16 protein-coding genes are annotated in these 20,636 nt (G+C 63.4%); 9 read left to right on the top strand and 7 right to left on the bottom strand.

Annotated features, from left to right (window positions below; all coding sequences use genetic code 11):
* Positions 1–17 precede the first annotated feature (17 nt).
* The 5 genes from C0V82_RS17300 to C0V82_RS17320 form a co-directional block, all read right to left on the bottom strand.
* On the bottom strand, positions 18–833 hold the full coding sequence (locus tag C0V82_RS17300) for an HpcH/HpaI aldolase/citrate lyase family protein (RefSeq protein ID WP_102113709.1): 816 nt from the start codon (positions 831–833) through the stop codon (positions 18–20).
* A 95-nt stretch (positions 834–928) separates the two neighbouring features.
* Complete coding sequence (locus tag C0V82_RS17305; protein ID WP_102113710.1) at positions 929–1,891, bottom strand: alpha/beta hydrolase; 963 nt, start codon at positions 1,889–1,891, stop codon at positions 929–931.
* 123 nt (positions 1,892–2,014) lie between these two features.
* Complete coding sequence (locus tag C0V82_RS17310; protein WP_102114367.1) at positions 2,015–2,902, bottom strand: polysaccharide deacetylase family protein; 888 nt, start codon at positions 2,900–2,902, stop codon at positions 2,015–2,017.
* A 45-nt stretch (positions 2,903–2,947) separates the two neighbouring features.
* Positions 2,948–3,793: an SDR family NAD(P)-dependent oxidoreductase gene (locus tag C0V82_RS17315; protein WP_102113711.1), complete on the bottom strand. Its 846-nt coding sequence runs from the start codon at positions 3,791–3,793 to the stop codon at positions 2,948–2,950.
* 11 nt (positions 3,794–3,804) lie between these two features.
* Positions 3,805–4,116: an REDY-like protein HapK gene (locus C0V82_RS17320; protein ID WP_102113712.1), complete on the bottom strand. Its 312-nt coding sequence runs from the start codon at positions 4,114–4,116 to the stop codon at positions 3,805–3,807.
* A 110-nt stretch (positions 4,117–4,226) separates the two neighbouring features.
* Here C0V82_RS17320 and C0V82_RS17325 point away from each other — a divergent pair, with 110 nt between their 5' ends.
* Together C0V82_RS17325 and C0V82_RS17330 are read left to right on the top strand one after the other, a co-directional pair.
* Entirely contained in the window at positions 4,227–5,249 is a 1,023-nt protein-coding gene (locus tag C0V82_RS17325) for an NADP-dependent oxidoreductase (RefSeq protein ID WP_102113713.1), read from the top strand.
* A 10-nt stretch (positions 5,250–5,259) separates the two neighbouring features.
* Positions 5,260–5,661, top strand: coding sequence for a YciI family protein (locus tag C0V82_RS17330; protein ID WP_158660010.1), 402 nt, complete (start codon positions 5,260–5,262; stop codon positions 5,659–5,661).
* Positions 5,662–5,906: 245 nt separating this feature from the next.
* Here the strand turns inward: C0V82_RS17330 and C0V82_RS17335 are convergent, their stop codons facing one another.
* Positions 5,907–6,752 carry a helix-turn-helix domain-containing protein gene (locus tag C0V82_RS17335; RefSeq protein WP_102113715.1) on the bottom strand — a complete coding sequence of 282 codons (846 nt, stop codon included), beginning with the start codon at positions 6,750–6,752 and terminating at the stop codon, positions 5,907–5,909.
* A 357-nt stretch (positions 6,753–7,109) separates the two neighbouring features.
* Between C0V82_RS17335 and C0V82_RS17340 the strand changes: the two genes are divergently transcribed.
* Both C0V82_RS17340 and C0V82_RS17345 read left to right on the top strand, forming a co-directional pair.
* The gene (locus tag C0V82_RS17340; RefSeq protein ID WP_102113716.1) at positions 7,110–8,258 is read left to right on the top strand and encodes an FAD-dependent monooxygenase; all 1,149 of its coding nucleotides are present in this window, start codon (positions 7,110–7,112) and stop codon (positions 8,256–8,258) included.
* Positions 8,259–8,276: 18 nt separating this feature from the next.
* Positions 8,277–9,791: an aldehyde dehydrogenase family protein gene (locus tag C0V82_RS17345; protein ID WP_102113717.1), complete on the top strand. Its 1,515-nt coding sequence runs from the start codon at positions 8,277–8,279 to the stop codon at positions 9,789–9,791.
* Between the two features lie 17 nt (positions 9,792–9,808).
* On the opposite strand, the gene C0V82_RS17350 is transcribed toward C0V82_RS17345, so the two are convergent.
* The gene (locus C0V82_RS17350) at positions 9,809–10,882 is read right to left on the bottom strand and encodes a DUF3089 domain-containing protein (RefSeq protein WP_102113718.1); all 1,074 of its coding nucleotides are present in this window, start codon (positions 10,880–10,882) and stop codon (positions 9,809–9,811) included.
* 340 nt (positions 10,883–11,222) lie between these two features.
* Here C0V82_RS17350 and C0V82_RS17355 point away from each other — a divergent pair, with 340 nt between their 5' ends.
* From C0V82_RS17355 to C0V82_RS17375, 5 genes are all read left to right on the top strand, one after another.
* Complete coding sequence (locus C0V82_RS17355; RefSeq protein WP_102113719.1) at positions 11,223–13,667, top strand: TonB-dependent receptor; 2,445 nt, start codon at positions 11,223–11,225, stop codon at positions 13,665–13,667.
* A gap of 71 nt (positions 13,668–13,738) precedes the next feature.
* Positions 13,739–15,205 (top strand): flavin monoamine oxidase family protein, encoded by a 1,467-nt coding sequence (locus C0V82_RS17360; RefSeq protein ID WP_102113720.1) that lies wholly within the window; start codon positions 13,739–13,741, stop codon positions 15,203–15,205.
* A gap of 31 nt (positions 15,206–15,236) precedes the next feature.
* On the top strand, positions 15,237–16,460 hold the full coding sequence (locus C0V82_RS17365) for a c-type cytochrome (protein ID WP_102113721.1): 1,224 nt from the start codon (positions 15,237–15,239) through the stop codon (positions 16,458–16,460).
* A 184-nt stretch (positions 16,461–16,644) separates the two neighbouring features.
* On the top strand, positions 16,645–18,693 hold the full coding sequence (locus tag C0V82_RS17370; RefSeq protein ID WP_102113722.1) for a hydantoinase/oxoprolinase family protein: 2,049 nt from the start codon (positions 16,645–16,647) through the stop codon (positions 18,691–18,693).
* Positions 18,694–18,708: 15 nt separating this feature from the next.
* On the top strand, positions 18,709–20,580 hold the full coding sequence (locus tag C0V82_RS17375; protein WP_102113723.1) for a hydantoinase B/oxoprolinase family protein: 1,872 nt from the start codon (positions 18,709–18,711) through the stop codon (positions 20,578–20,580).
* Positions 20,581–20,636: the final 56 nt, after the last annotated feature.

The raw sequence follows: 20,636 nt of genomic DNA on the forward strand, positions 1-20,636 counted from the left end.
GTTCCTGGGTCCTTATCTCATCCGGCGGCGGCGGCCAGCACGCGCCGCGCTGCCCGCACCACGGGTATCTCGATCAACTTGCCATCCAGCAGGGCCACGCCACCGCCGGCTTGTTCAAAGGCGTCCACCACGCGGTGGGCGCGGGCGATCTCCGCCGCTATGGGCGTGAAAACCTCGTTCACTACCGCCACCTGGATGGGATGGATGCAGGCCCGGCCCGTGAAGCCCAACGCCTTCGCCCGCGCGGTGGAGCTGCGCAAACCCTCTGTATCCGTCACATCGATGGAGGGCACGTCGAACAGGCCGACCCCACCCTCCGCTGCGGCCGCGACCAGGGCGGAACGCGCATGCAGCAGCGGTTCCCATTCCAGCGCACAGCCCAGTTCCGCCGACAAATCCACCGCCCCGAACAACAGCGCGTGCACCCGCCTGGCAGTGGCGATGGCAGCAGCATTGCGAAGGCCCGCTGCCGTCTCGATCAGGGGCACCAGCCCTACCGCCTGGCTGCCCAGCACCTCATCCACCAGCGTCAGGTCGGCGGGGTCCGTCAGCTTGGGCAGCATCAGGGCCGCCGGCGCTCTCTGCATCGACAGCACGGCCAGAAGGTCGGCCAGACCCGCCACACTGCGCACCGGATTGAGGCGCAGCCAAAGGTGATCCGGGCTTCCCTGTTCCGCGATGAAGGCGATTGCGGCGGCGCGCGCCGCATCCTTGCCCTCCGGCGGGACGGAATCTTCCAGATCAATGCAGGTGATGTCCGCCCCGGCGCCCAGCGCCTTTGCGAACCGGTCGGCCCGCGCGCCCGGCACGAACAACAATGACCGCTCTGCCATGGTCAGGTTCCTCGGTTAATATGTCCGGACATATTTGGGCCGACACGTCCCCTGTCAACCAACCATCCTGCGGTTTGACCACCAGGAGGATGAAATCAGGGCTTCAGCACGGCGTTGAAGAAGTCGAGCGTGTCCTGCAGCGCCTTCACATGCGTGCTGCGCATCAACTCCCGGTCCTTCGCCATCCAGCCATGGTTGACGCCGGGATAGACCACCATGCGCGCCGATGCGCCTACGGATTTGAGCTTGTCCAGCATGACCTGCGCCTGGATCACCGGCACCGCGGCGTCCAGTTCGCCATGCAGCAGCAGGAAGGGCGGGGTTTTGGCGTCGACATAGTTGATGGGGCCGACGGCCTTGATCTCGTCCACACAGTCGGCGGCATCTTTGCAGCCCAGGAAATCATAGATCGGCTTGAAATCCGCCGGCGGGCGCGGCTTGTCGGTGACGGTGAAGTCATAGATGCCGTACCAGGGCACGGCGGCCTGCACGCAATCGCCCTTTTCCACGGGCGCGGACCGGTCGCAATCGACCGCCGCCATGGCCGCCAGATGACCGCCGGCACTGTCGCCGAACACGCCCACGCGGGTTGGATCAATGCCATAGGTGGCGGCATTGGCGCGCAGCCAGCGGACGGCGGCATCCACATCCTGGCTTTGCGCCGGGAAGGTGGCTTCCGATTTCAGCCGGTAATTCACCGCAGCCACGGCATAGCCGCGAGCCGCCAGATCGGCCAGCACGGCGGGGAAATCGGCAAAGGCCGCCAGACCGCGCGAATTGCCCATGGCCCAGCCGCCGCCATGGATATAGACCAGCAGCGGGCGGTCCTTCGCACCTTCCTTGCGGTAGATATCCAGCTTCAGCGGACGATAGCCGGGGATCGTCGCATAGGTCAGGTCGGGCAGGGCCACAACGCCGCCGGGGAAGGGGACCGGCAGCTTGGGCAGCTTATCCTCCTGGCTCCATCCGCTGCCCACCTCCGCCTTCACCGGTTCTCCGGCCGATGCGGAAACGGTCAGCAGCAGAGAAAGCGTGGACAGCACCATTCGTGCGCGCATGGGCGGGGTCTCCGGGGAAACGGTTGATCGGTCGGTCGGGCTTCAGGCCGCACAACCGATCATCCATGGCCCCGGCCCCCGGCGCCCCGCCTCCTGCGTCGACTGTCCACGCGGTGGATAGGATCAGCCAGCCGTCGGCGGTACCGCTGCGGCAAAGGCCGCCGCGATGTTGGCGCGGCTGGTCACCCAGACATCGGAATGGCGCTTCACATGATCCAGGAAGCCCTGAAAGGCGCCGATGCGCCCCGGACGGCCAATGATGCGCAGATGCAGGCCGAGGCTCATCATCCTGGCCCCTTCGGTTTGTGCCTCCCGATACAGCCAGTCGAAGCTGTCGATGGCATATTGCTGCCAGTCGCGGGGCGTCAGGGCCGGGGCCAACCAGAACTTCATATCGTTGCTGTCGATGGCATAGGGCATGATGACCATGGGTTTGGTCGTGCCGTCGGACAGCGGGACATGATCCCAGAAGGGGAAATCGTCCGAATAATCATCCATGTGATAGGAATAGCCCTCTTCCGCCAGGATGCGGCGGGTGGCGTCCGTATGCAGGTAGCGCGACAGCCAGCCGACGGGGCGCTTGCCCGTCGTCCTTTCGATGGATTGCCAGCCATCACGGATGAATTGCCGTTCCCGGTCTTCCTTCATCCAGTATTGATGCGTCCAGCGATGGCCGTGGCAGCAAATCTCATGCCCCTGCGCCACAATCTCCGCCGCCAGATCCGGTGCGCGTTCAAGGGCGACGGAGGCGGCGGTGAAGGTCGCCTCCACCCCATATTCCTTCAGCAAGCGCACGACGCGGGGTGCACCGGCCTTGATGCCGTACTGGTAATTGCTTTCATTGCCATGGATGCGGATGGGCTTGGCCACATGCACCGACAACTCATCCACCGGTTCAGGACCCTTGTCCCCGTCCCGGATATTATGCTCTGCCCCTTCCTCGACATTCACGACGATCGACAGGGCCAGCTTCGACCCGTTGGGCCAGGTGAAATCGGTGGGTGCAGGCATTTCATCCTCACGCATCAGAACAGGAAGATTTAACGGGCGGGATCGTCAATGCGGTTCCTCGCCGCCGGACACATTCATGCTTTCGGCGGTGATGTAACGGGCATCGTCGGAACACAGGAACGCAACCGCACCCGCCGTATCGTCGGGCAGACCGGGGCGACCCATCGGGATGCGGTTCTTCATGGCCTGGAGATAGTGCTCCAGCGACAGGCCCAGCTTCTGGCTGAAATACTCGTTCTGCCAGGCGCCCAGGCCGGTGGTCACATGGTTGGGGCAGACATTGTTGACGGTGATGCCGTGCGACCCCAGCTCAATCGCCGTGGACCGGACCAGCCCGACCAGACCATGCTTTGACGCGCAATAGCCGGCGGCGAAGGGGAAGCCGGACTTGGCGGCCTGGCTGGCGATATTGACGATACGCCCCCCCTTGCCGGTTGGGACCATCACTTCCGCCGCCGCCTTGATGCCGTTGAAGCAGCCGGTCAGGTTGACGTCGATCACGGCTTGCCATTCGGCCGCTTCCAGATCCAGAAGCGGCTTCATGATGTAGCCGATACCGGCATTGTTGACCCAGAAATCCAGGCTACCCAGATTCTCCACGGCAAAGGCCGCCATGGCGCGCATCTGCGCCAGATTGCGCACATCACAGGTGAAGGTCTCCACCCGCGAACCCGTATCAGCGGCAATATCCGCCGCCAGGGCCTGCATCTCCGACAGACCGCCGATCATGCTGTCGGGCGTGGCCGCATCGGCGGATTTGCCGATATCGGACAGCACGACGGAGGCACCCTCGGCGGCCAGACGGCGGGCGATGGCCTCGCCCAGCCCCTTGCGCCGGCCCGAGCCGGTGACGACCGCGACCTTGCCCGCGAAACGTTTTGTGTCCGCCATGTCCGCCCCCGTCAGCCCAGCTTGTCGGTCACGATGAAGGTGACGTCTGCCATATCCTGGAACTGCGCCGCGATCTTCTGCATGGCCTCGGCGGCGATGTCCTTGCCGAATTGGTCCATGTCGGCGATGTCGATGATCTCAATATACTGGTAGGGCGGGGGGGCCTCGCTGCCCAGCGTGACCACAGAGCGGAACACCGCGAACTCCGTAATCGACGGCAATGCATTGACGGTGGGAAGGTCCACGGTGCGGGCCCATTCCTCATAGGCTGCGCGGTCGATGCCGGGTTTCAGGTTGAACAGGGCGATGATGCGCGTGGCCATGGGGGTTCCTCCACCTGGAAAGGGGTTGGGATGGGGCTTGCAGGAATTATTGATATATCATTATATCAATTACAAGCGCCTTCTTGCGTCCCTCACTCAAGGACCCTTCGATGAACAAACGCATCGTTCTGGCCCGGCCCGCCGGCTCGTCACCCGTGCCCGATGATTTCCGCCTGGAAGAGGCAGCGATACCGTCGCCCGGCCCTGGTCAGGTGCTGATCCGGGTCGACCACGTATCGCTGGACCCGTACATCGCCAGTACCCTTCGTGGTCGCCACATGTCCGGCGGCGTGCCCGTGGGCGGTGTGATTCCCGGCGAGGCGGTGGGTACTGTTATTGAAAGCCGGGGTGACGGTCTGGCGGTGGGCGACCGGGTGATCTGCCGCGCCGGCTGGCAGCAATTCACCGTCGCCGACATCGCGCCGGCCGCTGTGGCCCAAGGCCCGCTTAGCCTGGCCGCGCAGAAGATCACGCTGCCGGACGGTGTCTCATACACGTCCCTGCTGGGTGTGCTGGGCATGCCCGGCCTGACCGCATGGGCTGGCACGGTCAAGATGCTGAAGCCCATTCCGGGTGACACGTTCGTGGTGTCCGCTGCCACCGGTCCGGTCGGCGCAACGGCGGGCCAGTTGGCCAAGCGCATGGGCGCCCGGGTCGTGGGCATCGCCGGCGGGCCGGAGAAATGCGCCTTCGCGGTGGAGACCTTGGGCTTTGACGCCTGCATCGACCATCGCGATGCGGATTGGGTCGCGAACTTGGCGGCGGCCTGCCCCGATAGCATCGATTGCTATTATGACGGCGTCGGCGGGCGCATTCTGGAGGGCGTGCTTGGCCAACTGGCCGTGGGCGCCCGCATCGTTCTGGTCGGCATGATGGAACAGTACAAGGCCCCGGCCCCACTACCCGGTCCCAATCTGGTTCCGATCATCAAGTTCCGCGCCACCGTTGAAGGCTTGGTCGTCTATGACCATTGGGCGGATCTGCCGAATTTCCGCCGCCGTGTGGCCCCGCTGGTCCGCGACGGTCAGGTGATCGTGCGCGAGGAACGCGTGGCCGGCCTGGAAGCTGCTCCCGATGCCCTGATCCGCCTGATGGATGGCGGCAATTTCGGCAAGATGGTTCTGGATCTGTGAGGCTGTAAAGATGAACGTTGTTCCCCCCACCGTCCCGCGTATCGACAGCCCGACCTTCCTGGTTTTGGCCTATGACATCGCCGACAGCGCCAAGGCCCTGGCCCTGCGCGATGAACACATGGAAGGGCATCTGGGCCATATGGAGGCCAACTGGACCCGCTATGTCAGCGCTGGGCCGATGCGGACCGATGATGGCAAGGGCTATCTCGGTTCCATGTTCCTGTTGAAGGCCGCCAACCGTGCCGACGTGGACGCGCTGATGATCGGCGATCCCTATTTCCGCAGCGGGCTTTATGACCGGGTGGAGGTGGTGCCAGCGGTTGTCGCTATTGGCACCGCCATCGGCGGTCGCATCTGGGCCGGTGCGGATCAGTTGAAGGGCGCGCCGGCAACGGTTGTGTCCAAAGGCTGATGCTTCAAGGATGGGAAGTCAGCGGCACTATTGCTGACTTCCCAACTCTTCTCTGCTATTCTGCGAACCACCATCGTCAGACTTATGACCGCCGCAATTCGGAGCCTTCGGCTTTCGAAGTCGAAAGGCCATGAACCATGAAACAGCCCACGTTTTTCTGTTTCATGTTGTTGCACGGAGCGGTGCATTCAGAGGCGGGCTGCCCCATACTCTGAATGTGTTGGGGTGTTTGTACACCCCAACAATCAATGCTCGACGCGGCGTTCCAGGGTCCAGTCCCAGCGGCGGGTAGGCATCTGTTCCATCGGTTCCTGCGGGCTGCCGGCCTTCCAGTCCAGATAGGCCTCGCCGATCTCACGCGCGGCCTCTTTCAGGTCGGGCAGGTAGCGGCTGGCAAAGACGGCCTCCGTCACGGCCTTGTCCATGAAGCGCATACCGACACAGCCCAGCAAGGCCGACCCCGCATAAAGCGGAACCGCGGCAGTGGACTCGCCCCGATATTGACGAATGCTGATGGCGTATCCGGCCTTGCGGATGCTGCCCAGCATCTTCTCGATCATGTCACGCTGCCGGCCCGCACCGTCCATCTCCGCCCCGGACCCCAGCGCGATATCCAACAGGGCTGCCCGCTGCGGCGCGGGGCTGAAGGCCAGGTAGGTGCGGCCCGATGCGCTGTTCAGCAGCGGCAGGCGTACACCGGCATTATAGCGTTCAAGGGCCAGGGGGCTGTGCTTATCGGTCGTATGCCGGACCAGCATGCCATTGCCTTGGTTCGTGCTGATCGACACGGGCCAGACCAGCTTGCGGCCCAGTTCGCCCAGCAGCGGCTGCGCCACCTCGCCGATCCAGGCCTCGTCGTCATAGCCATCGGACAGGCCGCGCACCAGCACGGTCAGGCGATAGCGGTCGTCCGATCCGTCTCGCACGGCGTAGCCGGCGGAACAGAGCGTTTCCAGCACGCGGTAGGCGGTGGTGCGGGGCAGATCGATGGCGTTGGCCACGTCCGTTACCGTCACGCCATTGCGGCTGTTCAGGACCTGCAGAACGTCCAGCACACGCAGCATCGCCCGAACAGGTTTGATCTTGTCCATTCCCGAACCTCCTGACGCGCCAACAATCAACCGACCACATGGATCATGACGGCGAATTAAAACTGTAACCGAAGAATATGCCCGTATGTCCACCTGTCGGATAAGGCGGGCGGCAAATCATGCCGTTCTGGCGGGTTTCTGCGGATTTTTCGGGGGCGGGCATAGCGGGGCATAATCGCCTACCGGATAAAACGGCGGCAAATGCCCGCTAGGCTTACATTTTTCAAGGATACCGGCACGTCCGCCGTGTGGACAAGGGACAGCAGCTGCCTATCCCTGCGGCACATTCACGCCGCCTAATCCGTCGTGACGCCGATGATGGGTCGGCCGTCAACGAATCGAAGGCTTCAAACGCCCATGAGCAAAGCGAGAATAACGATCGTCGGTGGCGGTATCGGCGGGTTCACGGCGGCCATCGCGCTGTTGCGCCAGGGCTTCGCCGTCACGCTGCTGGAAGCCGCCCCCGCCTTTGCCGAGGTCGGCGCCGGTGTGACCCTGTCGCCCAACGCCATGAAGGGATATGTGCATCTGGGCCTGGCGGAGCGGATTGCCGCCGCCGGTGTTGAACCCGCTCGTCAGCGTATCCAGCATTGGCAGGATGGCCGCCTGCTGCGGTCCATCGACCGTTCCGACATGCGCGCCCGTTATGGCGCGCCCTATGTCTATATCCACCGTGCCGACCTGCACGCCATCCTGGTGGATGCGGCGGAGACTGCGGGGGGGCGGCTGCTGACCGATGCCGGCGTGGTCGCGGTGGAAGGCACCACGGCTGTCCTGCATGATGGCCGCCGGGTCGAGAGTGACCTGATCATCGGAGCTGATGGGTTGAAATCGGTGGTCCGCCGCCTGTTTGAACCTGCCGCCCCCCATTTCACGGGCCATGTCGCCTGGCGTGCGCTGGCTCCCGTCGAGGGGGCGCTGAAGGATCTGGTGGAATGGCCCGGCATGCATATCGGGCCGAACCGCATGGTCGTTCGCTATCCGGTCCGCGGGGCCAGGATCGTTAATATGGTGTTCTTCGCCCGTCAGGATGGCTGGACCCAGGATGGCTGGACCATTCCCGCCGAACGCTCCGACTTGGAGGCCACCTTTGCCGGCTGGGCGCCGGAGGTACAGGCCATGATCGCTGCGGTGCCGGAGGGTCGGATCTATAAATGGGCCATCAATGCCCGCCGCCCGCTGGATAGTTGGATCATTGATGACAAGGTGGCGCTGCTGGGCGACGCCGCCCATGCCATGACCCCTTTCATGGGCCAGGGCGCCGCCTGTGCCATTGAGGATGCGATCGTCCTGTCGCGCGCCCTGGGTGACAGCGCCAGCACCGGTGAGGCGCTTCGCCGCTATGTCGCCGCCCGGCATGAACGCGCCACCTTCATTCAGCTGGAATCCAACGCCAACGCCGATAGGATGCAGGCCGCCAATACCGAACTGTTCGGGATGGAGGGCTTGCGCAACGAGGATACGTTGGGCCTGCTGAACTACGATTGCCGCACTGTTCCCGTCTGATTGCTGGTAGCTGAGCCGATGTCCCGTAAAGCCCTGCCGTTCGACGGCCTTCCCGTTTCTACCGCCACGCGGGCCTTTCTGGCCGAACGGCATGGGCTGTTGATCGACGGGCAATGGTGTCCCGCCTTGTCTGGCGCCACACTGGACACCTATGACCCGGCAACCGAAATGCATCTGGCGACAGTGGCATCGGGTGGGGCCGAGGATGTGGATGCGGCAGTGCAAGCTGCGACCAGGGCCTTTCACGGCCCCTGGTCGCAGTTGAAGGCCCGTCAACGCGCCGCGCTTCTGGTCCGGTTGGCCCGGCTGCTGGAACGCGATGCGGCATTGTTTACGGAGTTGGAGATCCTGGATAATGGCATGCCGCGCTTCATCGCCGGCCTGACCGTGTCCAACTGTGTGGAGATGTTCGACTATTACGCCAGCGCCATCCTGCGCATCGAAGGCGTAACCACCACGCCCCCGCCGCATGTGACGGCGGATGCGGAAGCGTTGACCTACACCCTACGGGAACCGGTGGGTGTGGTCGGGCTGATCGTCCCGTGGAACGTGCCCGTTTCGACCCTGACCTTGAAGCTGGCGCCCGCCCTGGCGTCGGGCTGTACCGTGGTGGTGAAGCCGGCGGAGGAGACGCCCTTGTCGGCCCTGGCGCTCGCCCGGTTGATCCAGGAGGCCGGCTTCCCCGACGGTGTGGTCAATATCGTCAATGGCCCCGGAGAGACGGCGGGAGCGGCGCTGTCCGCCCATCTGCTGGTCGACAAGATCAGCTTCACCGGCTCTACCGAGGTGGGGCGCAAGATCGTGCAGGCAGCATCCGGCAACCTGAAAAAAGTCTGCCTGGAGCTGGGCGGCAAGTCGCCTGTGGTGGTGATGCCGGATGCCGACCTGGAACTGGCCGGTCCCGGCGTGTCTATGGCGACCTTCTTCTTGCAGGGCCAGAACTGCATGGCCGGCACCCGGATATTCGCCCATGCGTCCATTCATGATGAGCTGGTGGCGCGGATGAAGGCTTTCACGGGCTTCTTCACGCTGGGTCACGGGTTGGATGCCGGCAATAATTTCGGCCCTTTGATCAGCGGGCCGCATGCGTCGCGTGTCCTTGCCCATGTGGACCGGGCGCTGGCGCAGGGGGCGACCCTGGTGACGGGTGGTGCTAAACTGGACCGCCCCGGCCATTTCGTACCCCCCACCATCCTGACGGATGTCCGGCCCGACATGGATATCTTCCGCGACGAAGTGTTCGGGCCCGTTATGGCGGTCCATCGGTTTGAGACCGAGGATGTGGAAGAGATCGCTGCCATGGCTAATGACAGCGTCTATGGCCTGTCAGGCAGTGTCTGGACCCGCAGCCTGTCCACCGCGCACAAGCTGGTCTCGCGCATCCGGTCGGGTCAGGTGTCGATCAATTGCCATGGCGCCATCGCCACGAACATCCCGTTCGGCGGCTACAAACAGTCGGGCTGGGGCCGGGAATTCGGGCGTGAAGGTCTGGATGCGTATCTGGAGACGAAGGCAGTGACGGCGCGGCTGTAACACCACGCCGCTGTCTATTAACGCTTCACGAACGCGTCGATCCGTACCCGTACATTCGTCTGGATGTCGGCATAGAACAGGCCGTAATCATGGTAATGCATGATTCCGCCCGGCAAGGGTTTCAGCCCTAGCGCCGGATCGGCATCGACGACAAGGAAGCCCTTATCGCAGTGCGCGGCCACCGACTTCGCCACCAGCGCCTTGACCGGCCCCTCGCCCGGATCGCCGGGGGCTGCACCCTTGTTCAGATCCTTTGCCGCTACGGGCTGGTCCCGGTCAAAGGTCAGGGGATTGACGCAGACCGGTTCCTTGCCCGGTACGTCACCATAAAGTGACACGAACCGCTGGGCGTTGGCCTTGCCCATCAGGGCCAGATCGGTGTCCGGAGTGACGGCGTTCCAGGCGATGACGCAGCCGGTGTCCGCCGGTTTGGCACAGATCGACAGGGTTTTGTAGGTGCGGGGGAAGTCGCCTTCCGACAGGTTCACGCCGATGACATAGGCAACGACCATCCGGTCCTTCAGCGGCGATCCGTCGATACGATCCTTCAGCAGCCGCATCAGGTGGGAAGCCCCCTGGCTGTGCCCTGCCAGGATGAAGGGCCTGCCCGCATTGTCGCGCTTCAGATACAGGTCGAAGGCACGCAACACGTCGCTATAGGCAAGATCGAACGCCTTCTGCCCGTCGCCCGCCATGTTGCTGAAGCCCAAACGCGTGGCTTGCCGGTAGCGGGGGGCGAAGATGCGGCAGCAGGTGTTGAAAACGGCGGCTTGCCGCGCGATGACGCTTGCATCGGTCCAGTCATTGACAGCCTTGTCCGCCGGGTCCTGGTTCCAGCGCGTCACCGACCGGTCAGTGGTCGGGTGAATGTAGAAGACATCCACATCCGGTGCCGTCGCCAGTTTGCCGACATTGCCGGGCAGGGCCCCGCTGGCGCCGGGTGCCCAGGCGGTGGCGGCCCAGGTTGCGGCGCGGCCATAATCGGGGGGCGGGGGGGGCGTCTGGCTTTCAAAGGCGGGCGGCGGGTCCGCTGCCATGGCGGTGCCGGCCAGAAGCCCCAGCGACAGAAGACAGGACAGGACGCGCTTCATCTCGATCCCCGTTTATCCTTTATGGTTCCGAAGCCTAGCAGTATGGCCGCCAACGTTGGGACCGCCAGGGACCGCCTGTCCGCTGGGCGGTCATGTGCCGCGAGCCCTTAGCCCTATCCGCCTAGCGGACAGCGTGGGCGGCGATGTTGTGGAAAGTTCGGCAAAGGAATTAGCTGACTGGGCAGGCAGATATCCGGCTAGCAGGCTGATCGGGAAATACCAGCGTAGGCAAATAAAATAAGCCAGCGCGGCCCCCAAATAAAGTACAGCTGCCAGAAAACGGGAACAAGGCGCCGGAAATAATGCCGCTCGAAATGACCGCAAAAATCAAGGGGGCTTCATGTACCGTTCCAAATTCGTCGCCCTGACCACGTCCGCCCTGGTCAGTGCCTTCGCTGCTTCCGCAATTGTTCCCGCTGCCCTGGCTGCCGAGGGCGAGCTGGTGCTGGAAGAGATCATCGTCACGGCCCGTAAGCGCAAGGAGGACATTCAGACCGTCCCCATCGCGATCCAGGCTCTGACCGCCGACGATCTTTCGGAGCGCAACATCACCACCCTGACCGAACTGGCGAACAACACGCCTGGCATCTCGGTCACCAACATCACCGGTGGCGCTTTCACCAACGTCTATGTGCGTGGTCTGGCGCCCGCGAATTCGTCCACCGACCTCAATATCGAAGCTAATGTCGGTATTTTCATCGACGGCATCTATCAGACCAGCCGTAACACGGCGGACGTTCTGGGTACCGTCGATATCGCCCAGCTAGACGTGGTGAAGGGTCCGCAGAGCGCGCTTTACGGCCGTTCCACCTTCGCTGGCGCCGTGGGCATCACAACCGCTCGCCCCACCGGCACGCCCGAAGGAAAAGCCAGCGTCACCATCGGCAATAATGGCGATTATCGTGGCAAGGTCTCCCTGTCCCGTCCGATCATCGAGGACAAGCTGGCCGGCTCGATCACCGCTTCCTGGTCCACCTATGCCGGCGAGTTCAAGAACGATTTCGACCCTAACGACAAGCTGGGCGGGTTTGAGAAGCGCGGCGTCTCCGGCGCCCTGGTCTTCACCCCGACCGAGAACTTCACGGCGACCTTCACCGGCTTTGCCACCAAGTCCACATCTGAAATGCCCGGCCTCTCGCTGAACCCGGTGACGACCCACAATTGCGGTGGTTTCAACGCTCAGTCGCAGGCCTATCTGCTCTATTGCGGCAAGATCCCGACCAACCTGCCCATCGATGTCACCTCCACCATTCCGGAAAGCGTCTCCAAGTCCCGTCAGGGCGCCCTGGAGCTGGAATATGAGTTCGAGAATTTCTCGATCGTCAGCGTCACCGGCATCAGCGCTTCGGAGATTTATGCGGGCAACGATTCCGACGTCTATGGCAATGGGGCGCTCTATGGCATCTGCACGGTCGGCAGCACCTGCGGTGCCGCCACCGGCAGCTACACCCGCACCGTCCGTGCCAATTCCCTGCTGATCAGCAATGATGAGGTGGTGACCAAGAGCCAGGAAATCCGTATCCAGTCGCCCGACGCCGACCGGTTCCAATGGCTGGCCGGTGCCTTCTTCTTCCAGTCGAATGTCGACAGCAAGTCGTGGGCTGCCACGTCGGCCCCTGGTTTGGCGGCTAATGAACGTCTGGTGCAGATCCTGCCCGGTTCCCCCGCCGGCACCGGTCCGCTGGCGTCGCTGGCCAATCCGGGCCTGGTCCTGGACCCGACCATCGTTGCCCGTCTGGCCAGCCAGAATTACAAGCAGAACATCACCCGTTCGGTGTTCGGCTCTGTCGGGTATGAAGTAATTGATGGCCTGCGCGTCGCTGCGGAAGGCCGGTATAACATCGACCGCAAGACCGACCGCTGCCTGCTGACCTTCTTCAACGCCTTCGGTCCCTGCGTCGCCGGTCAGCCCTTCCGGGGTGAGTTCACCAGCTTCACGCCGCGTTTCACGGTCGATTACAAGGCCACGGAAGATGTCTTCCTGTTCGCCTCGGCGGCCAAGGGCGTGCGCTCGGGTGGTTTCAACTCGCTGGCCGGTCTGTCGGACAATGAGAAGACCTTCGACGAAGAGACGAACTGGACCTATGAAGCCGGTGTAAAGTCCTGGCTGTTCGACCGTCGCGTCATGCTGAACGCCTCGGCCTTCCGCGTGAACTGGACGAACCTGCAGCTCTCCACCTTCTCTCCCACCGCGTCCGTCGCGCAGGCAATCATCATGAATGCCGGCAAGATGAATACCAACGGGTTCGAGGTGCAGACCGAGGTGAAGGCTACCGACATTGTGTCCGTCGGCGGTTCGGTGACCTATTCCGATCCGAAATTCGCCAAGGGCACCTATGACCCGGCCTATTCGTCGCAGTGCGGCAACCCGTCCACCGTCTGTGATCTGGTCACCATCACGGGCCGTGGCACCTTCGCCTCCATCGCCGGCAACCGTCCGGCCCGGTCGGTGAAGTTGCAGTATAACCTGCATGTCACCGCAGACGTGCCGGTCTCCGCCGACTGGACCCTGGCCGGTCGTGTGGACGTCAATTACACCGGCCCCAGCTACGTCAACAGCCTGAACCTGACCACCTTTGGTGAGCGCACGCTGACCAATCTGCGTCTGGCGCTGGAAAGCGACACCTATTCCATCGCGGCCTGGGCGACCAACCTGACCGACGAGAAGTATAACGCCAACATCATCCAGCAGCCGCGTAACTACAATGTCGGCACCCAGCGTATCATGGAAGTCTACCATGGTGAGGGCCGCCGCTTCGGCGTCACGGCTTCCGCCAAGTTCTGATGATGCGATGACGTTTCCCCCGGCCCTTAAGGCCGGGGGATTGTTATTTTACCAGGTTGGAGAATGTGCTCATGACCCTCCGTCAGCCGATCCTGTCCCGCCGTTCCGTTGTGGGTGGCATCCTTGCCGCCGCACCGCTGCTCGCCGCGTCGCGCGGCTGGGCCGCCGGACCCCAGACCGTTGATGTCGTGGTGGTCGGTGCCGGCCTTGCCGGTCTGAACGCCGCCGCCATGCTGGAGGAACAGGGCCTGGTGGTGCAGGTGGTGGAAGCGTCCGACCGTGTCGGTGGCCGCTTGCGCACGGGCCGGGCCGAAGGCTATCAGGCCGAGCTGGGCGGCAGCGAGGTTGGCGCACTTTACGGCCGCGTCCGCGACGCCTGTGCCCGCCACAATGTCGGGCTGACCACCAAGGGTGCCAAGGGCACGGACTTCCTGCTGCATGTCGATGGCACCAGCGTGCTGACCGCCGACTGGGCCAAATCGCCGGTCAATCAGACGCGGGGAAAGGAACGCGAATTTCTGCCCTTTATCCTGCAAAACCGTCTGATGCATGACTGGCTGCCCTTTAACCAGACCAATGCCTGGCTGCAGCCGGAGAATTTGCAGTACGACATTTCCGCCGCCGAACTGATGCGGTCCAAGGGTGTGTCAGAGGCGGCGATCCGGCTGGCTGATATCGACCTGAACGGCGCCAGCTTGGAGGGCGTGTCCGCCCTGTCGATCTTCCGCGATATGGCGCGTGCCCAGGTGGAAGGCTTCAAGGACCCCAACAAGCCGCAATATGGCGGTGCTTCGCTGGTATCCGACCGCAGCTATATTGTCGGCGGGTCCGACATGCTGCCGCGCGCCATGGCCGCCGCGCTGAAATTGCCGGTGCGCTTGAACAGCCCCGTGATCGCCGTCGATCAGGCGGGTGATCAGGTCAAGACCCTGCTGGGCAATGGCGACGTGCTGACCAGCCGTTTCATGGTGATGGCCGCACCGTTCAGCGCCGTCAGCCGCATCCGCTTCACGCCTGGCCTACCCGATGCACAGGCCGATGCCGTTGCCGGTGCCCGTTATTCGGCAACGACGCAGTTCCATTTCAAGATCAAGAAGCCCTATTGGGAAAAAGACGGCCTGCCACCCTCAATCTGGAGCAACACGTCGTTCGAGCGTGCTTTCGCGCTGAAAAGCCCGGAGACGGGCGAGATTGAGACCATGATTGTCTGGGTCAATGGCGATGGAGCCACCCGGTGGGACGACCGCGACACCGCTAAACAGGTGGAACTGGTGCTGGCCGAACTGGCCCGTATCCGGCCGAGCATGGCCGGCGCCTTGGAATACAAGGTCGGCTACAGCTGGGGCCGCAACCCGTTTGTGGGTGGCAACAAGCATTTCTATGCACCGGGTCAGGTGAAGCGCTTCGCCATGGAGATGGGTAAGCCCGCCGGTCGTGTCCATTTCGCGGGCGAGCATCTGCGCCGCCTGGAACATGGCATGGAAAGCGCCATGGAAACGGGCGAGGCCGCAGCACTGGAAATCCTGGAAAAGATTTAACAGGCCGCGATAAGGCCGGGGGACATCGGGTATGGAACAACGTGATACGAACAAGCCGCTGGACAAGGTCCTGGCCTATGGCTTGCCGCTGCTGGTCCTGGTGCATGATCTGCTGACCATGATCCTGCTGCGGTCGGACAAGGCCGCACCCATCCGCGAGCAGCTGCGCGGCTGGCATTATTTCCTAGGCACGGCCCTGTTCCTTTATGCGGCGATGCGCCTCTGGCAGTGGCTGAAGGGGCGTGCACCGGGTCCGCAGGTGCCGCTGCCGCCGCGTGCCAAGGCCTGGGTCATGGCCGTGGTCAACGCCACCTATCTGATGTTTTTTGCTGCCCCGCTGCTGGGCGTGCTGGTGGTTTGGAGCCACGGGATGGACCTGCATCTGGGCCCCATCCCGATCCCCGCCCTTTTGGGTGAAAGCCGCGAAGTCTGGCTGTTCACCGGCTATTTCCATTCGGGGGTCAGCACCAGCCTGCTGGTGCTGAAGCTGGCGGCACTGCTGACGGCGGTATGGTTTCTGTTCCGGCACGGGCGCGGCCTGTTCGGTGCCTTCCCGCCGGGTTTCGGTCTGTTCGTGCTGCTCAGCTTCTCTTCCTCTGTCTTCGCGCTGTCGACCTTCAAGTCGTATGAGCGGGGGCCGGGTGCGGTTGCCATCTTCCTTGGTATCTGTGCGGCCATCTGGGGCCTGTCGCAACTGGTCCGCCGGGGCCGGGTGACGGCGGTGTCCAATCCGGACGCGGTGCGCGGCGTGGTGCCAGCGGCGGTGGCGGCCATCGCAGTCGTCGTGGTCGGCATGTACGGCCCGCATATGCTGTTCCGCGTCTCGCCCTTCGCTCAGGGTCAGCGGGTGGAGGCGGCGGCCCATGTCACCTCGCATGAGGCGCCCCTGGTCATTGAGCAATTGCCGCCCGAGACCGACTTCGAACGCAAGGTGCGGGCCGAGACGTTCAAATGGTGCACCTTCTGCCACACCATGAATAAGGGTGGGGCACATATGGTCGGCCCCAACCTTTACGGTATCATGGGTCAGAAGATCGCGACCGTCCCGAACTTCCCTTATGGCGACAGCCTGGTCGCCCACGGCGCGGCGGGAGAGGTCTGGACGGATGAGAGCCTAGCGAAATTCCTGGCCAATCCCGATGCCTTCGCCCCCGGCACGTCCATGGTTGTGTCGTCGGGCAACATCACGGACCCGGAAACGCAGAAGGCGCTGATCACCATCTTGAAGCGCGAAACCGGTTCTGCCGCACCCTGACCCTTCCGGATATCCGCCAAGCGACGGCCCGCCTCCACAGGCGGGCCGTTTTGCATTGTTAAGAGTGGGAACCGCGCGACGCCCATCCGCACAGCGGTCAAACAGGTCTCCGCCGATGGTCGCTGGCCACGGTTCCGGTACTGCTGACATAGAAATTTGGCCGCTTCCAAAACAGGGGGATGCGATGGGTTACCGTTTGGGCGTCGATGTAGGGGGCACCTTCACCGACCTGCTGCTGTTCAACGATGCGACGGGCGCCTTCTGGCGGCACAAGACCCCGTCGACCCCGGCCGACAGTTCCGTCGGCATCCTGAATGGCGTTACTGCTATTTGCGACAAGGCGGGGATCACCCCGGCTGACGTGGAATTCTTCCTGCATGGAACCACGGTCGCCACCAATGCCGTGCTGGAAGGCAAGGGCGCCAAGGTCGGCCTGATCGTTACCGAGGGTTACCGCCAGATCATGCAGATCGCGCGCTCCTTCGTGCCGGGCGGTCTGGCCGGCTGGATCGTCTGGCCAAAGCCGGAGCCGCTGGCTCGACTGGAGGATACGTTCGAGATCAAGGGCCGCATGGACGCACAGGGCAACGAACTGCGCCCCATTGACGAGGCCAATATCCGCGATGCCCTGCTGCGGCTGAAGGACAAGGGCGTCGAGGCGGTCACCGTCTCCCTGATCAATGCCTATCTGAATGGCGCGCATGAGAAGCGTGTGGGCGAACTGGCGGCGGAGATCCTGCCCGGCGTGCCGGTATCGCTGTCTCATGAGGTCCTGCCCGAGATGCAGGAATATGAGCGCACGCTGACCACCGTCGCCAATGCCTCCGTCCGCCCCATTGTTGGCCGTTATGTCCGCAATCTGCGTGAAAAGCTGCGGTCTGCGGGCATGGCCGGCTCGCTGTCGCTGCTGCGCTCCGATGGCGGTCTGATGTCGTCGGAGAAGTCGGAAGAACATCCGGTATCGTTGCTGATGTCGGGTCCTGCCGGTGGTGTGACGGGTGCCCTGTGGGTGGGTGCCAATTCCGGCATCCGTAACATCCTGACGCTGGATGTGGGCGGCACGTCCACCGACGTGGCCCTGATCGAAAATCTGGACCCGCGCCGGGTGCGCACGACCGAGGTTGGGCACCTCGCTGTCCGTGCATCCTCGCTGGATGTGAAGACGGTGGGGGCCGGCGGCGGCTCCATCGCCTATGTGCCGGAACTGACCAAGGCCCTGCGCGTCGGCCCGCAATCGGCCGGTGCCGTGCCCGGCCCGGTGGCCTATGGCAAGGGCGGCACGCTGCCCACCGTGACCGACGCCAATGTCGTCCTGGGCTACCTGCCGGAGGCGCTGCTGGGCGGTACCTTCAAGCTGGACCGCGAGGGGGCGAAAAAGGCGGTGCAGACCATCGCCGACACGCTGGGCATTGATCTCTACGCCGCCGCGCGTGGCATCATCGATATCGTGAACGAGAACATGTTCGGCGCGCTGCGCATGATCTCGGTTCAGCAGGGCTATGATCCGCGCGACTTCGCCCTGATGGGTTTTGGTGGTGCCGGTCCGCTGCATGTCAATGCGGTCGCCCGTCTGATGGGGTCCTGGCCGGCGGTGTCGCCCGTTTCCCCCGGCGTGCTGTGCGCGTTGGGCGATGCGACAACACGCATGCGCACCGAAACCGCCCGTTCCTTCTCCCGCCGGTTTGACGAGACGGAAGAGGCGGAGGTGATCGCGGTCTTGGAATCCATGGCCGCCCAGACGCGGGATGAACTGAAGGCCGAGGGCATCAAGGACGAAGACATCACCAGCCTGTTCGAGATCGATGTGCGCTATGAGGGCCAGGCCTTCGAGGTGCCGTTATCCATCGATCCGGCAACGCTGCGCCGTGACGGTCTGGCCGGTGTGACCAAGCGCTTTGATGAGGAGCATCATCGCCTGTTCACCTTCAACATGCCGTCGCCGCATGAGCTGGTGAATTTGCGCGCGGTCGCCCTGGGCCCTGTGCTGGACCTGCCGGCGGCTGAACTGCCCAAGGGCAATGGCGATCCGTCGGCTGCCAAGATCCGCGATCATGAGCTGTGGATGGACGGCAAGATGGTGCCCGCAATCATCTATGACCGTGCCAAGTTGAAGGCTGGTGACCTGATCCCAGGTCCCGCCATCGTCATCGAAATGGACAGCACGACGCTGATTGAGGCCGGTTGTGACGGCCTGGTCGACCGCGTCGGCAACATCCTGATCAACCCGCGCTGAAGGGGAGTGTGATCCATGCCCGCCCAGATCATCCAGACCAACAACGCCCCCTTCAACAAGGTCAGCATCGACCCGGTGACGCTGGAAGTCATTGAGAACGCCTTGCGCAATGCCCGTATCGAGATGGATGCCACCCTGGTGCGCACCGCCATGTCGCCCGGCATCCGTGAACAGGGCGACGCCTTCCCCCTGATCGCTGACCGTACCGGCCAGATGATCGTGGGCCAGTTCGGTTCCTATATCGGCCCGTTCCTGGACGGGTTCGAGGGCACCGTCGAGGAAGGCGACATGATCATGCTGTCCGACCCGTACTCGGTCGGCGGCGCCATCAGCCATCTCAATGACTGGCTGGTGCTTCTTCCCGTGTTCAAGGATGGCCGTCTGGTCGCCTACACGTCCATGTTCGGTCACCAATCGGACATTGGCGGCAAGGTCGTGGGGTCGATGCCCATCGACGCCACCTCGATCTTTGAGGAAGGGGTGCGTATCCCGCCCATCAAGATATATTCCAAGGGCGTTTATAACGCGGACGTGATCAAGCTGATCATGGCGCAAACGCGCAAGCCCGACTGGTGTACCGCCGATCTGAACGCCCTGATCGCGTCCTGCCGTGTGGCGGCCCGCCGCGTGGTGGAAATGTGCGAGCGGTTTGGCGACGACGTCTTCGCGGCTGCCACCGACGAGCTGCTGGCCCGCAACTACCGCGCCGTGAAGCAGCTTATCGCCAGTTCCATCAGCGAGGAGAAGGTCAGCTTCGAGGATTATATCTGTGACGACGGTATGGGCTTCGGCCCCTACAAGATCCGCTGCACCATGCATCGCGAAGGCGACATCGTGGTGCTGGATTTCGATGGTACCGACCCGCAAAGCCCGGCCTCGATCAACTTCTTCCTGAATGAAAACATGCTGAAGATGTTCTTCGGCATCTACCTGATCATGGTCTTCGACCCGCAGGTGCTGTTCAACGACGGCTATTACGACTTGATACGGGTGAAGATCCCCGAAGGATCGCTGCTGAAGCCGAAATTCCCCGCCGCCCTGTCGGGCCGCACCCACGCTCTGGGCCGGCTGTTCGACATTATGGGCGGGTTGTTGGGCCAGAAGACGCCGGAATTTCTCAACGCCGCCGGCTTCTCCTCCTCCCCGCACCTGTTTTATTCCGGCTATGATGCCAAAGGCCGCTGGTTCCAGCTGTTCCAGATCGGGTTCGGTGGCATTCCGGGCCGTCCGCTGGGCGACGGGCCGGACGGGCATTCGCTGTTCCCCGGCTTCACCAATGTGCCGAACGAGTTCCTGGAGCGGTACTTCCCGCTGGTCATCGAACGGTACGAGACGGTGGCCGACAGTGGCGGGGCCGGCCTGCATCGCGGCGGCAACGGCATCATCATGACTTATCGCTTCCTGGCATCCGGCACCATCGCCATCCACGATGACCGCTGGTTCACCATGCCCTGGGGCGTGAACGGTGGTGAACCCGGTGCCCGCGCTCGCAAGATACTGGAAAAGCCTGACGGTACCCAGATTGTGGTGGGCAACAAGCTGGAGAACCTGACCATCGAGGCCGGCGACCAGCTGCATTTCATCACCTGGGGCGGCGGCGGCTGGGGCGACCCGCTCCTGCGGGAGCCGACCTTGCTGGAGCTGGAGCTTGAGCGCGGTCTGGTCACGGTCGAAGGAGCCAAGCGTTACGGTGTTGTGCTGGTCGATGGCAAAGTCGATGCCGCCGCCACCGAGGCGCTGCGGACCCAGATGCGGGCGGAGCGGGGGCCGGTGACGTCGGTCTTCAACTATGGTCCCGACATCGACACGCTGCGCGCCAACAGCCTGGCTGAAACCGGCTTGCCGGCGCCCAAGCCGCCCGTGAAGCTGGCGCACTTCGTAGCTTAAACATCGGCTTCCCACCCTCTCCCGTCATCCCGGCGAAAGCCTGTATGATTGGAGAG

The organism is Niveispirillum cyanobacteriorum (assembly GCF_002868735.1).
Classification (GTDB): Bacteria; Pseudomonadota; Alphaproteobacteria; order Azospirillales; family Azospirillaceae; genus Niveispirillum; species Niveispirillum cyanobacteriorum.